The organism is Georgenia sp. Marseille-Q6866, assembly GCF_965111665.1.
The window spans coordinates 37,868-50,748 of record NZ_CBCOOR010000022.1 but is presented as its reverse complement, the minus strand read 5'-3'; the positions used below and the strand labels follow the sequence as shown (position 1 = coordinate 50,748).

At 73.8% G+C, this 12,881-nt stretch carries 12 protein-coding genes and 1 pseudogene; 3 read left to right on the top strand and 10 right to left on the bottom strand.

Annotation, left to right across the window (positions count from 1 at the left end; all coding sequences use genetic code 11):
• From ACWPXV_RS15260 to ACWPXV_RS15250, 3 genes and pseudogenes are all read right to left on the bottom strand, one after another.
• Positions 1–747 (bottom strand): annotated as a pseudogene (locus ACWPXV_RS15260) (hypothetical protein); the annotation flags it as partial.
• Positions 744–1,547: a PP2C family protein-serine/threonine phosphatase gene (locus tag ACWPXV_RS15255; RefSeq protein WP_454086015.1), complete on the bottom strand. Its 804-nt coding sequence runs from the start codon at positions 1,545–1,547 to the stop codon at positions 744–746. The gene ACWPXV_RS15255 and the pseudogene ACWPXV_RS15260, both read right to left, overlap by 4 nt.
• Positions 1,548–1,603: 56 nt before the next feature.
• Positions 1,604–3,085 (bottom strand): alpha/beta hydrolase family protein, encoded by a 1,482-nt coding sequence (locus ACWPXV_RS15250; RefSeq protein WP_454086014.1) that lies wholly within the window; start codon positions 3,083–3,085, stop codon positions 1,604–1,606.
• Positions 3,086–3,318: 233 nt separating this feature from the next.
• Here ACWPXV_RS15250 and ACWPXV_RS15245 point away from each other — a divergent pair, with 233 nt between their 5' ends.
• Positions 3,319–3,639, top strand: a complete 321-nt coding sequence (locus tag ACWPXV_RS15245; RefSeq protein ID WP_454086013.1) for a hypothetical protein — start codon at positions 3,319–3,321, stop codon at positions 3,637–3,639.
• Positions 3,640–3,753: 114 nt separating this feature from the next.
• Here ACWPXV_RS15245 and era read toward each other — a convergent pair whose 3' ends face one another.
• The 7 genes from era to hrcA all read right to left on the bottom strand — a co-directional run bounded on the left by era (position 3,754) and on the right by hrcA (position 10,519).
• Positions 3,754–4,659 (bottom strand): GTPase Era, encoded by a 906-nt coding sequence (era, locus tag ACWPXV_RS15240; RefSeq protein WP_454086012.1) that lies wholly within the window; start codon positions 4,657–4,659, stop codon positions 3,754–3,756.
• Entirely contained in the window at positions 4,656–5,960 is a 1,305-nt protein-coding gene (locus ACWPXV_RS15235) for a hemolysin family protein (RefSeq protein WP_454086011.1), read from the bottom strand. The genes era and ACWPXV_RS15235 overlap by 4 nt, the downstream gene beginning before the upstream one ends.
• Before the next feature lies 1 nt (position 5,961).
• Positions 5,962–6,414 carry an rRNA maturation RNase YbeY gene (gene ybeY, locus ACWPXV_RS15230; RefSeq protein ID WP_454086010.1) on the bottom strand — a complete coding sequence of 151 codons (453 nt, stop codon included), beginning with the start codon at positions 6,412–6,414 and terminating at the stop codon, positions 5,962–5,964.
• Complete coding sequence (locus ACWPXV_RS15225; protein ID WP_454086009.1) at positions 6,411–7,457, bottom strand: PhoH family protein; 1,047 nt, start codon at positions 7,455–7,457, stop codon at positions 6,411–6,413. Before ACWPXV_RS15225 ends, ybeY begins: the two co-directional genes overlap by 4 nt.
• A 122-nt stretch (positions 7,458–7,579) precedes the next feature.
• Complete coding sequence (locus tag ACWPXV_RS15220; protein WP_454086008.1) at positions 7,580–8,338, bottom strand: 16S rRNA (uracil(1498)-N(3))-methyltransferase; 759 nt, start codon at positions 8,336–8,338, stop codon at positions 7,580–7,582.
• Positions 8,338–9,456, bottom strand: coding sequence for a molecular chaperone DnaJ (gene dnaJ / locus ACWPXV_RS15215; RefSeq protein ID WP_454086007.1), 1,119 nt, complete (start codon positions 9,454–9,456; stop codon positions 8,338–8,340). Before dnaJ ends, ACWPXV_RS15220 begins: the two co-directional genes overlap by 1 nt.
• 46 nt (positions 9,457–9,502) lie before the next feature.
• Entirely contained in the window at positions 9,503–10,519 is a 1,017-nt protein-coding gene (hrcA, locus tag ACWPXV_RS15210; protein ID WP_454086006.1) for a heat-inducible transcriptional repressor HrcA, read from the bottom strand.
• Positions 10,520–10,660: 141 nt separating this feature from the next.
• Here hrcA and ACWPXV_RS15205 point away from each other — a divergent pair, with 141 nt between their 5' ends.
• Both ACWPXV_RS15205 and ACWPXV_RS15200 read left to right on the top strand, forming a co-directional pair.
• The gene (locus ACWPXV_RS15205) at positions 10,661–11,557 is read left to right on the top strand and encodes a DUF3097 domain-containing protein (RefSeq protein ID WP_454086018.1); all 897 of its coding nucleotides are present in this window, start codon (positions 10,661–10,663) and stop codon (positions 11,555–11,557) included.
• Positions 11,554–12,834, top strand: coding sequence for an SNF2-related protein (locus tag ACWPXV_RS15200; RefSeq protein WP_454086005.1), 1,281 nt, complete (start codon positions 11,554–11,556; stop codon positions 12,832–12,834). The genes ACWPXV_RS15205 and ACWPXV_RS15200 overlap by 4 nt, the downstream gene beginning before the upstream one ends.
• The last annotated feature ends 47 nt before the right edge of the window (positions 12,835–12,881 follow it).

The window sequence follows — 12,881 nt, the reverse complement described above, 5'->3', positions numbered from 1 at the left end:
GCCCCAAGGAGCGCGCGCCGAGGGGGTCAGCCCGGCGTCAGCTGCACCAGGAGGCGCCTCGGCCGTCGGTGCCGCGGCGCTCTTCGCGTCCTCGTCGGTGCGGACCGCACCGGCTGCGGCCCCGGCGGCGGTGCCGGCGCCGGCCGAGCCGGTGGCGGGCGGACCGAACTGGGCCGAGTCATCCGTCGGCGAGAGCTCGCTGGCCGTGTCGGGCGCCTCGGCGGGCGTGGCCGCAGACGCACCCGCGACCGCTGCCGCCAGGGCAGGCATGCGGGCCACGGTGAGCTCGACGTCGTCGTCCTCCTCCTCGACCGGCGCGACGGGGACCTCCTGGTCCACGGCGAGGCGCACGGCGGCGGCGCGGACGATGCCGCCGGTGAGGGGCAGCCACCCGCCGTCGTCGGCCGCGGCGCGGATCGTGACGTCGGTGGCCGCGGGCACGACCTCCTCGCGCCACGTCGCGTAGCCACGGGCGGACACGGTGCGACCGGCGATCTCGACGTCGACCTCACCGCGCACGAGCACCCGCAGGCCGTCGGGGTGGGCCTCGACCATGGCAAAGGACGGGAGCGTGGCGATGCCCCGCGAGGCGAGGTACTCGACCCACGCACCCAGGCGCCGCCCGGTGGTCGTCAGCTGCCACAGCTCGCGGGCGACGTCGTCGGCCACGCCGGGGTGGAGCAGCGCGAGTGCGCCGTCGGTCACGAGCGCCGTCCAGCCGCCCGTCTGGTACTCGTGCGCCGTCATCGACCGGCTCCTGCCTCGGCGCGCGGGATCGTGGACCCGTGGTCCTCGCCGGCACGCCGCCCGGTGCTGTCGACGTCGTCGTCCCCGCCGGCCGCGACGACGACGACGGAGACGTTGTCGTTCGCGCCCCCGCCCTGCACGGCGCGGTCGAGGAGGGTGGCGGCGGCCTCGTGCGGGTGGGCGGCGGAGGAGACGATCTCGGCGATCTCGCCGTCGTCGAGCTCGCCGAAGAGGCCGTCGCTGCACAGGACGAGCCGGTCCGGGCCACCGGCGCGGAGCATCCAGAAGTCGATCTCGGGCACGCTGCCGGTGCCGACCGCCCGGGTGATGACGTTGCGCTGAGGATGGCGGCGGGCCTCGGCGCGGCTGATGGTGCCGGAGTCGACCATCTCCTGGACGAGGGAGTGGTCCACGCTCACCTGCTCGAGGTCCTGGGCGGTGCAGCGGTAGACGCGGGAGTCGCCGACGTTGAAGACGAGCCAGAAGGGCTGCCCGTCCTCCTCGGTGAGGATCGCGCCGGCCACCGTCGTGCCGGCCACCGCGTCCTCCCCCGCCATCGTGTCGCGGATCCGCTCGCCAGCGCGGACGAGCGCGGCGGAGACGTCCTCCGGGCGCAGCGGCCGGTCCGAGCGGGCCAGACCCTCCAGCTCGGCGACCACCGTGCGGCTGGCCATGTCGCCGCGCGCGTGCCCGCCCATGCCGTCCGCGACGGCGAAGACGGGAGGCTGCGCGAGCACGGAGTCCTCGTTCGCCTGGCGTCGGCCGCCCGCGTCGGTGGCCACGCCCCAGTGGATCTGCATCCGCTTCCTCTCGCTGTTCCGAGGGGGATCCTACGGGAGCGCGGAGCGCCCCGCGGTCACCAGACCGTGGGGAAGACGCCCCAGTAGCCCGCGGCGAGCAGCAGCACGAGCGCCCCGAGGTGGACGCCGACGAGCGTGATCGTGCCGACCGTCCCGGTGCGCACGCCGCTGCGCCGCACGCGCAGCCAGGTGGTGGCGGACCAGACGCCCACCGCCGTCGTCCCGATGGCGACGGCCTGTACCCCGAGCCAGCCGCCCTGGACGGCGAAGTCGTTGGTCTCGTAGTTGAGGGCGAGGTCCGCGACGACGAGGAGGTAGGAGACGAAGAGCGTCCACACGGCGAGCACGCCCATCGCGAGCGCCGCGGTGGTCCGGGCCAGCGGCGAGGGCAGGGTCTCACTGGGGCGGCGCACGAGCCGGGTGAGCAGCCACAGCACGGGCCCGAGGGCGAGGAGCGCGAGCGGGCCGACGAGGGTGAGGACGATCATGTCGCCCGAGGCGTACCACCGGGGGCTGTCGACCGGCTCGGCGCGGAAGCGCTGCTCGGGCTGGCCGCCGGCGAAGCGCGGCTGGGCGTCCGCGGTCTCGGGCAGGCCCTGCACCCACCGGGCCAGCACCTCCGGGAAGCCGGGCGCGAGCTCACCGTCGATGCGGATGCCGTGGTTGGCGCCCTCGAAGTAGCGCACCGTGTAGCCGTTGTTGCCGGCCTCGGCGAGGTCGGCGATGACCTTGGCGGGCGCCTGGACCACCGGCATCGACACGTCCTCGGTGCCGTAGACCATGAGGACGGGCTGGTCCATGCGCTGCTGGTAGGGGCTGACGTCGAAATCGGCGTAGACGAAGCCGCCGCCGGGGATCTCGCTGCCGAGCAGCCGGGGCACCGCGCGAAGGAGCTGCTCGGGGGCACCGAGGTTGCGCAGGTAGGTGTCGGTGGCGAGGGCGAACTGCTCGCGCGCCGGGACGACGGGCGCGGAGACGAGGACGAGGTGAGCGACCTCGGGGTGCTCGGCCGCGGCGACCGGTGCGACGAAGGCACCCTCGCTCTCGGCGTAGAAGCCCACCCGGTCCGGGTCGACGCCGGGCCGGGCCGCGAGCTGCCGGAAGCTGTGCATGTAGTCCTCGGCCATCGCGGGGTAGTCGCGGTAGCGCGCGCTGTAGGTGTCCATGCGCTTGTCCGGGACCATGGCGACGACGCCGGCGCTGGCGAGCGCCTCGCTGATCTGCCAGAAGTTGTCGTGGGTGGCGGTGCCGGCGCCGTGCATGAACACGAGGCCGGGGCGCAGGCCCGGGGCGCCGACGGGCTCGTGGACGGTGGCCCGGACGGTGGCGCCGTCGAGCTCGACGGTGAAGGTCTCGGTGCGGGTCTCGTAGGTGCCGAGCGGGTCGGTGGCGACGTCACCGCCGATGGCGACGTCAGGGGTCTGGACGACGAGCGTCTGATCCAGCGGCTGGGGGTGCCAGCCCGGGCCCGCGACGGTGCCGATGAGCCCGAACACCAGGACCGCGACCACCGTCACGGCGACTCTCCACGACCTCACCGAGCCAGGGTAGACGCATGCCCGCCCGGGCCAGGTCGCCTCGCCCCCTGCGCGGCCGCTGGACTACTCTCGCCCGCGTGACGGAGACCACTGCCGGACGTTGGTCCGCCTACCCCTTCCCAGGAGCAGTCCGACGCGCTTCGGCCACGTCTGCGTCGTCAGCCGACGGGGCAGTCGTCGGGGTCGGCGCCGTCTGCGATGTCGCGCTGCCGTGGGACCCGGTGACGCAGTCCGTGAGCCTCGCACTGAGCGAGTACGTCGACCTCGAGTCGGGCGAACGCGTGGTGCTCCACAGCGACCGCGGCGTCACCGTGGGCACGCCCGGCGAGGAACTCGCGCCGACGTTCACCGAGGACGAGATCCGTGAGCTCTGCCTCGGTGCACTCCTCCCGGACGAGGGCGACGATCCGGGCGAGGCCCACCCGTGGAGCTGGCTCGAGGAGCTCGCCGCACAGCGCGGCGTGGACGTGAGGCCTGAGGAGCTTCGCCGGCTGCCGTACAGCCTCATTCTCCAGCCGGCCGTTCGAGATCTCCTCCGACCGGCCCCGGGCTGAGCCCACGCCGACGCGTGCTGGATCCCGTTCATCAGCGGGTCCGGATCCAGCACGGCAAAGACGGGCATGCCCGGGAAGCAGCGGTGCGCGACGCCTGCGGCCGGCCCCGTGGGGCTAGAAGCCCAGTCGGTGGAGCAACTTGGGGTCACGCTGCCAGTCCTTGGCCACCTTGACGTGGAGGTCGAGGTACACCCGCGTGCCGAGGAGCATCTCGATGCCCCGGCGGCTGCGGGTGCCGACCTCGCGCAGGCGGGAGCCGGCCCGGCCGATGACGATGGCCTTCTGCGAGTCCCGCTCGACGTACAGGTTGACGCGCACGTCGAGCAGGTCCTTGCGACCCTCCCGCTCGACGATCTCCTCGACGACGACGGCCAGCGAGTGCGGCAGCTCGTCACGCACGCCCTCGAGGGCGGCCTCGCGGACGAGCTCGGCGATCATCACGAGCTCCGGCTCGTCGGTGAGCTCCCCCTCGGGGTACAGCGGCGGGGACTCGGGCATCTGCCCGAGGAGGACGTCGGCGAGGACGTCGACCTGCTCCCCCCGCTTGGCCGAGACGGGCACGATCTCGGCCCACTCCCCGAGCGCGTCGATCTCCAGGAGGTGCTCGGCCAGCCGCTCGCGGCTCACCTTGTCGCTCTTCGTCGCGACGGCGACGACGGGGGTGTGCAGCTCAGCGAGCTCACGGGCGATGAACTTGTCACCGGGACCGATCTTCTCGTCGGCGGGCAGGCAGAAGACGACGACGTCGACCTCGCTCATCGTGTCACGCACGAGGTCGTTGAGCCGCTCGCCCAGCAGGGTGCGCGGGCGGTGCAGGCCGGGGGTGTCGACGAGCACGAGCTGCCCGTCCTCGCGGTGCACGATGCCGCGCACCGCGTGCCGGGTGGTCTGGGGACGGCCGGAGGTGATGGCCACCTTCTGGCCGACCAGCGCGTTGGTCAGGGTCGACTTGCCCGCGTTGGGGCGTCCGACCATCGAGGCGAACCCCGCTCGGAAGCCCTCGGGCCACGAGTACGTCATGAGCTCTCGTCCTCTTCGTTGGGCTCGGGCGCCTCGACGGCCCGCGCCAGGATGGTGGCGATCTGGCGGCGTCGTCCGCCGGCACGCTCGGCCTGCAGGTGCAGGCCGGCGACCTCGACCTCGGCCCCGGGGATCGGGACCTTGCCCAGTGCCTTGGCGAGCAGGCCGCCCGCGGAGTCCACGTCGTCGTCGTCGAGCTCGAGACCGAAGAGCTCACCGAGCTCGTCGACGGGCAGCCGCGCGGGCACCCGGACGAGGCCGCCGTCGAGCTCCTCGACGACGGGCTCGGCGCGGTCGTGCTCGTCGGTGAGCTCACCGACGAGCTCCTCGAGAAGGTCCTCGATGGTGACGAGGCCGGCGATGCCGCCGTACTCGTCGACGACCATCGCGATGTGGAAGTTCTTCGCCTGCATGTCGCGCAGGAGGTCGTCGACGAGGATCGTCTCGGGCACGAAGACGGCCTCGCGGGCGACGGACTCGACGAGGTCGGAGCCGGCGTCGGGCCGCATGTGGGTACGGCGCAGGACGTCCTTGAGGTAGAGGATGCCGCGCACGTCGTCGACGGACTCCCCGACGACCGGCACGCGGGAGAAGCCGGAGCGCACGAACAGGGCCAGCGCCTTCGTGAGCGGGCGGTCGGCGTCCATCGTCACCATGTCGGGGCGCGGCACCATGACCTCGCGCACGAGGGTGCTGCCCAGCTCGAACATCGACTGGAGCATCGAGCGCTCCTCGTCGGCGAGCTGCTCGGACTGGCTCACGCGGTCGACCATGTCGCGCAGGTCCTCGGCGGCCTCCTCGCGCGCCTCGGCCTCCGTGAGCGTCGGCTTGGGTGTCAGCGCCCGGGCGACGGCGACGGCGGGGCGAGTGACGGCGAGGACGACGCCGACGAGGGGCAGCAGCGCGTGGAGCACGCGGCCGGGCTGGCGGGTGCCCAGGCGCCTCGGCCCGGAGCCGGCGACGACGGCCACGAGCAGCGCGGTGACGACGACGGCGGTGAGCAGCACCTGCCACCACTCGGGCAGGAGGTCGGCGACGACGAGGGTGAGGGCGACCGCCGTCGTCATCTCCGCGAGGACGCGCGCGAGGGCCAGCGCGGGCAGCGCCGCCTCACGGGAGTCGGCGAGCTGCTCGACGCGGCCGGCGCGCGGCCGGTCGGCGACCTGCAGCTCGCTGAGGGCCGTACGCCCGATGCGCCGCAGCGCCGCCTCGGCCGCAACGAGCACGGCGGTGAGGACGAGCATGATGAGGGCGAGGACGAGCAGCCACCACTCGGGGATGTCGGAGAGCAGTCCGTCCATGTCAGCGCTCGGCGAGGAAGGTGAGCAGCAGCTTGCGCTGCAGCGCGAACATCTCCTTCTCCTCCTCGGGCTCGGCGTGGTCGTAGCCGAGGAGGTGGAGGATGCCGTGCGTGGTGAGGAGGAGGAGCTCCTCGGCCGTGCTGTGGCCGGCGGTCTTGGCCTGCGCGGCGGCGACCTCGGGGCACAGCACGATGTCACCGAGCATGCCCTCGACGGGCTCCTCGCCCGGCTGGCCGGGACGCAGCTCGTCCATGGGGAAGGACAGGACGTCGGTGGGGCCCGGCTCGTCCATCCACTTGACGTGGAGCTCGGTCATGACGTCGGTGGTGACGAACATGATCGACAGCTCGGCCTGGGGGTGGACGTGCATCTGCTCGAGGACGTAGCTCGCGAGCGCGGAGAACTCCGCCTCGTCGACCTCGTAGCCGGACTCGTTGGCGACCTCGGTGCTCATGCTCGTCCCTCCCGGCGTGCGCCGGTCCGTCGCTGGGCGCGGTTGGCACCGCTCGGTCCGGCGTCCCAGCGCTCGTAGGCGTCGATGATCTCCGAGACGAGACGGTGGCGGACGACGTCGGCCGAGGTGAGGCGGCAGAACGCGACGTCCTCGATGCCGTCGAGGATGCCCTCGACGACCCGCAGCCCGGAGGCCGTGCCACTGGGTAGGTCGACCTGCGTGACGTCACCGGTGACGACGACGCGCGAGTTGAAGCCGAGCCGGGTGAGGAACATCTTCATCTGCTCGGGCGAGGTGTTCTGGGCCTCGTCGAGGATGATGAAGGCGTCGTTGAGGGTGCGCCCGCGCATGTAGGCGAGCGGCGCGACCTCGATGGTCCCCGCGGCCATGAGCTTGGGGATCGACTCAGGGTCGAGCATGTCGTGCAGGGCGTCGTACAGCGGCCGCAGGTAGGGGTCGATCTTGTCGTTGAGCGTGCCGGGCAGGTACCCCAGCCGCTCCCCCGCCTCGACGGCCGGACGGGTGAGGACGATGCGGTTGACGCGCTTGGACTGCAGCGCGTGCACGGCCTTGGCCATGGCGAGGTAGGTCTTGCCGGTGCCGGCCGGGCCCACGCCGAAGGTGATGGTGTGCTCGTCGATCGCGTCGACGTAGGACTTCTGTCCGAGCGTCTTGGGCCGGATGGTGCGGCCGCGGCTGGAGAGGATGTCGAAGGTGAGGACGTCGGCGGGCCGCTCGGCGGTGGGCGCGGTGAGCATGCGGATGGCACGCTCGACGGCGTCGGCGGTCAGCGCCTGCCCGCTGCGGGCGACCTCGGCGAGCTCGTCGACGAGGCGCTCGGCGAGCGCGACGTCACCGGCGGGGCCGGAGAAGGACACGACGTTGCCACGGACGTGGATGTCGACGGCGGGGAAGCCCGACTCGACCGCCCGGAGGACCTCGTCACGCTGGCCGAGGAGGAAGACCATGGGCACGTCGTCGGGGATCGTGATCTGGTGCTGGAGCATCGCGTCCGGCCTGGACGCGTCGTCGCTGTGTGGCATGGGCAGGGGCGCGGCCCCGGTTCCTCCTGGGTGGGTGACAACGTACGCACGAGCATAACGGCGAGGTCCAGCCGAAACTTCCCGATCCGGCGCGGCCGCGGCCGGGTGTCGTCCGGCGGCGGTCAGGACCAGCGGCCGAGGCGGTCCGCCAGGAGCGCGGCGGCCACCGGGCCGGCCGTCGAGGTGCGCATGACGTGGGGGCCGAGGCGGACGACGACGGCGCCCCGCTCGGTGAGGTCCGCCACCTCCCGCTGGCTCAGGCCGCCCTCGGGGCCGACGACGAGGAGCACCTCTCCCGCCTGGGGCAGCGTGACCGTGGACAGCGGCACGGTCGCCTCCTCGTGGAGCACGACGACGGCGCCCCCGCCGTCGACGACGGACGCGACGCGGGCGAGCAGCTGCTTGCCGACGAGGAGCTCCTCGACCTCCGGCAGGCGGGCGCGGCGGGACTGCTTGGTCGCGGCGAGCGCGACGGCCTGCCAGCGCTCGCGCCCCTTGGCGGCCTTCTTCCCGGCCCACACGGACACGCAGCGCTCGCTCTGCCACGGCAGGACGGCGTCGATCCCCACCTCGGTGGCGGTCTCCACGGCCTGCTCGTCGCGTCCGCCCTTGGCCAGGGCCTGGACGAGGACGAGCCGCACCGCGGGCGCGGGCTCGCGGGTGACCTCGGTGACGTGGACACCGAGCTCCTCCCCCGCGGCGGTGGTGACCGCCCCGCGGGCGCGGGTGCCCTCGCCGTCGACGACGTCGACGACCTCACCGGCCCGCACGCGTCGCACCGAGACGGCGTGGCGCGCCTCGGGGCCGCGGACGGTGAGGACCGCCCCGGCCCGCGTCGTCGCCAGGTCGGCGGGGTCGCCGAGGAAGACGGGCACGCTCATCAGCGGCCGGAGAAGCGGTCCCGCAGGCGGGAGAAGACGCCGCTGGACGCGGGCGTGAGGCGAGGCTCGGCCCGCTCCTCCCCGCGGAGGGTGGCGAGCTCGAGGAGCAGCTCGCGCTGGCGGTCGTCCAGGGCCGTGGGCACCTCGACGTCGACCTGGACCTTGAGGTCGCCGCGGCCGGGGCCGTTGAGGCGGCCCACGCCCAGGCCCTCGAGGGTGATGACCTCCTCGGGCTGGGTGCCGGGGTCGATGTCGATCTCCTCGGGGCCGTCGAAGGTCTCGAGGTGGAGGACGGTGCCGAGCGCGGCAGCGGTCATCGGGACCTCGACGCGGGCGTAGAGGTCGTCGCCGCGCCGGGCGAAGACCGCGTGGGGACGGACCCGGAGCTCGACGTAGAGGTCGCCGGCGGGGCCGCCGCCGGGGCCGACCTCGCCGCTGCCGGTGAGCTTGATCCGGTTGCCGGTGTCGACGCCCGCGGGCACCGAGACGGGGATCGTGCGGCGGTTGCGCACGCGCCCCTGGCCGGAGCACTCGGGGCAGGGGTCGGGGATGGTCGTGCCGTGGCCGCCGCAGGCGGAGCAGGGCGAGGTCGTCATGACGTTGCCGAGGAAGGAGCGGGCCACCCGCTGGACCGAGCCGCGGCCGTGGCACACGGCGCAGGTCTGCACGCTCGTGCCCGGGCGGGTGCACGTGCCGTTGCAGGTGCCGCACAGGACGGCGGTGTCGACCTGGACCTCCTCCTCGACGCCGAAGACGGCGTCCCGGAGCTCGACCTCGAGGCGGATGAGGGCGTCCTGGCCGCGCCGGCCGCGCGGCGCGGGGCCGCGGCTGGCGCCGCCGGCCGCACCGAAGAAGGTCTCGAAGATGTCGGAGAAGCCGAAGCCGGCCCCGCCCCCGCCGTTGCCGCCGAGCGCCGACTCCCCGCCGAGGTCGTACATCTGCCGCTTCTCGGGGTTGGACAGGACCTCGTAGGCGCGCCCGACCTCCTTGAACTGGTCCTCGGCCTCGGGCCCGGCGACGTCGGGGTGGAGCTTGCGCGCCTGCTTGCGGTAGGCGCGCTTGATCTCCTCCTGCGTCGCGGTACGCGGCACGCCGAGGATCTCGTAGTAGTCGTTCACCAGGTCACTTCCTGTGGGGGTTCTTCGGGCGGGTGTCGAGGGCCGGTCAGCCGGCGAGGATCCGCGACAGGTAACGGGCCACGGCCCGCACGGAGGTCATGGCCGAGGGGTAGTCCATGCGCGTGGGGCCCAGCACACCGAGGCGGGCGACGCCCTCGCTGCTCCCCCCACCGTAGGCGGTCGCCACGATCGATGCCTCGGACAGCGACTCGTGCCGGTTCTCCTCGCCGATGCTCACGGCGACGGCGTCGTCCTCGGCCATCTCGTGGAGCAGCCGCAGGAGGACCACCTGCTCCTCGAGGGCCTCGAGGACGGGGCCGATGGTGCGGGAGAAGTCGACGTCGGAGCGGGCGAGGTTCGCGGTGCCCGCCATGACGATGCGCTCCTCGGCGTCCATCCGCAGCGTCTCGGTGAGCGCCTCGACGACGCGCGCGACGAGCGGGCGGTGCTCGGGGGCGAAGCGGTTCGAGGTGTGCTCGAGCGCGGAGCCGATGTCGGCGGCGCGGCGCCCGATGCTGCCGGCGTTGATCCGTGCGCGCAGCTCGGCGATGACGCCGAGGTCGAGCGGGGTGTCGACCTCCAGCGCCCGCTGCTCCACGCGCCCGGCGTCGGTGATGATGACGACGAGCAACCGGTGCTCGGAGAGCGGGACGAGCTCGACGTGCCGCAGCGCGGAGTTGCGCAGCGAGGGGTACTGGACGACTGCGACCTGGTGGGTGAGCTGGGCGAGCAGGCGCACGGTGCGCTCGACGACGTCGTCGAGGTCGACGGCACCCTCGAGGAGGTGCTGGATCGCGCCCCGCTCGGCCGCGGACAGCGGCTTGAAGGTGGACAGCTGGTCGACGAAGAGGCGGTAGCCCTTGTCGGTGGGCACGCGCCCGGCGGAGGTGTGCGGCTGGTGGATGTACCCGCTCTCCTCCAGGACGGCCATGTCGTTGCGGATCGTCGCCGGTGACACACCGAGCGAGTGGCGCTCGACCAGGGCCTTGGAGCCCACCGGCTCACGCGTGTGGACGTAGTCCTCGACGATCGCTCTCAGCACATCGAGTCGGCGGTCAGCCAACGGGTTCCCTCCTTACGGCGCTCGGGGCCGGGTCGGCGTGGGCCGGCGGTCAGCACTCACCGGTCCGGAGTGCTAATTCTACGCGCCACGCCCCCGGGTGTCTCGTGACCTCCCCCACCGCGCGCCTACCCTGCGGGGGTGATGGATCGCTACGGCTCGGACGTCCTGTCCTCCGACCCCCACCGCACCGGTGCCCACGCCCACCGTCCCACGGTCCGCGACGAGCCCGCCGAGCTCGGTCTCGTCGTCGAGGACGTCGAGACCGGCTGGGTCGGCGCGGTGACGGCCGTGGAGAAGTCCGGCGGGATGCACGTCGTCGTCCTTGAGGACCGAGGCGGACGCACCCGCACCTTCCCGCTCGGCTCGGGCTTCTGGGTGGACGGCAAGCCGGTGCACCTCGTCCCGCCCGCGCGGAAGGCAGCACCCCGCGGCCCGGTGACGGCCGGGGGGCGGCGGCTCACGGCGTCGGGCTCGATCGCCGTCGACACGAGCCGCGCGCGGGTCGCCCGCGCCTCGCGGATCTGGGTCGAGGGACGGCACGATGCCGAGCTCGTCGAGCGGGTGTGGGGCGACGACCTGCGGGTGGAGGGCGTCGTCGTCCAGCTGCTCGAGGGCGTGGACAACCTCGCCGAGGTGCTCGCCGACTTCGCGCCCGGGCCCACCCGCCGGGCGGGTGTGCTCGTCGACCACCTCGTCCGGGGGTCCAAGGAGACGCGGCTCGTCGAGGAGGCGCTGCGCACCCTGGGGCGCTCGGCACGGCACGTCAAGGTGCTCGGCCACCCCTACGTCGACGTGTGGCAGGCCGTGCGGCCCGAACGCGTGGGCCTGAAGGCGTGGCCGGACGTGCCGCGCGGCACGGACATCAAGTACGGGACGCTCGCGGCGCTCGGCTGGCCGCACGCGGACCAGGCCGACGTCGCCCGCGGCTGGAAGCGCATCCTCGGCACCGTCCGCAGCTACAAGGACCTGTCCCCCGCCCTGCTCGGGCGGATGGAGGAGCTCATCGACTTCGTCACCGAGGTGCCGGAACAGGCATGACGACGGCGGTGCGGCCCGGCGCCGACGTCCGGGAGCTCCTCGCCGAGCGGGCGTCCCTGGCCGAGGCCGCCGCCGCGGTCCTGCGCGAGGAGGCGCGGCTGCGCCGGGGCGTGGTCGCGCTCGTGGACACCTACCGCGACGGGCGCGTGCACGCCGAGCTCGGCGGGATCGAGGTCGGGCGCCTGCGGGAGACCACCGAGCGCAACCTGCGGCTGCAGGCGCTGGAGGACGCCGGCGTGCGGACGGTGCGCGACGTCCTGGACGCCGGGACGGACCGGCTGGAGGCACTGCCGGGGGTCGGCCCGCACACGGCGCGGGCCGCGGCCGCGGCGGCGGAGCGGCTGGCCGAGACCTTCCGTGCCGGGGTACCCGTGCGGATCGAGCCGCGCAGCGACGGGCCGCTCGGGCTAGGCCTTGCGTCCCTGCTGTACCGGCTGGACCGGGTGTCCGGGCCGCTCGAGGCGCACCGCGACGAGCTGGCGGACTTCGCCTCGACGGTGGCGGCACAGGTGCACCAGGCAGCGCCGGCACGGAGCCGGCTCGGGCTGCTGCTGCGCCTGCCGAGCACCCGCGACCGCGCCCGCGAGGCGGTGGAGGCGCTGGCACGGTGGGAGCCGTGGCTGGCCGCGACCGGCCTGCCCGGCACGGTCCGCGAGCTGGGCGCGTTGCTCGCCGAGCCCGGCCCGCTCACCGTGTGGGAGCACCTCGAGCAGCACACGCCCCGCTACTACGCGCTCCTCGACGAGATCGTGCCCGGGCTGGGTGGGGCCGCCGCCCAGGGCACGCTGCCCGCCGAGCTCGTCGAGCGGATCAGCGCCTTCCCGCTCGACGAGTCGCTGCTGCTGGCGCGGCTGCGCGGCTACCAGGTCTTCGGCGCGAAGTTCGCCCTCAACCAGGGCCGGGCGCTCATCGGCGACGAGATGGGCCTGGGCAAGACCGTCCAGGCCATCGCCGTCATGGCCCACCTCGCGGCGGCGGGTGAGGACCGGGCGCTCGTCGTGTGCCCGGCGAGCGTCGTCGTCAACTGGTGCCGGGAGGTCGCGCTCCACAGCGAGCTGCGCGTCCACCGCGTCCACGGCCCCGGCCGCGAGGAGGCGCTGGCCGCCTGGCACCGCGACGGCGGCGTCGCCGTCACCACCTTCGCCACCCTCCCCACCATCCCCTCCCGCCGCCCACCCCTCCCCGCCCACAGCGCCCCCTCCCGCCGACAGCTGACTTGTTACCGCCGTCGCCCATCCCCTCCCCGCCGGCAACGCCCCCTCCGCGCCGGCAGCTGACTTGTTACCGCCGTCGCCCATCCCCTCCCCGTCGACAGCGAGATCAC

Excerpts from the sequence above, each read along its gene's own strand:
- ACWPXV_RS15255 (WP_454086015.1), bottom strand. The coding sequence starts at position 1,547 with ATGCAGATCCACTGGGGCGTGGCCACCGACGCGGGCGGCCGACGCCAG.
- era (WP_454086012.1), bottom strand. The coding sequence starts at position 4,659 with ATGACGTACTCGTGGCCCGAGGGCTTCCGAGCGGGGTTCGCCTCGATG.
- ACWPXV_RS15235 (WP_454086011.1), bottom strand. The coding sequence starts at position 5,960 with ATGGACGGACTGCTCTCCGACATCCCCGAGTGGTGGCTGCTCGTCCTC.
- ybeY (WP_454086010.1), bottom strand. The coding sequence starts at position 6,414 with ATGAGCACCGAGGTCGCCAACGAGTCCGGCTACGAGGTCGACGAGGCG.
- ACWPXV_RS15225 (WP_454086009.1), bottom strand. The coding sequence starts at position 7,457 with ATGCCACACAGCGACGACGCGTCCAGGCCGGACGCGATGCTCCAGCAC.
- ACWPXV_RS15220 (WP_454086008.1), bottom strand. The coding sequence starts at position 8,338 with ATGAGCGTGCCCGTCTTCCTCGGCGACCCCGCCGACCTGGCGACGACG.
- ACWPXV_RS15205 (WP_454086018.1), top strand. The coding sequence starts at position 10,661 with ATGGATCGCTACGGCTCGGACGTCCTGTCCTCCGACCCCCACCGCACC.
- ACWPXV_RS15200 (WP_454086005.1), top strand. The coding sequence starts at position 11,554 with ATGACGACGGCGGTGCGGCCCGGCGCCGACGTCCGGGAGCTCCTCGCC.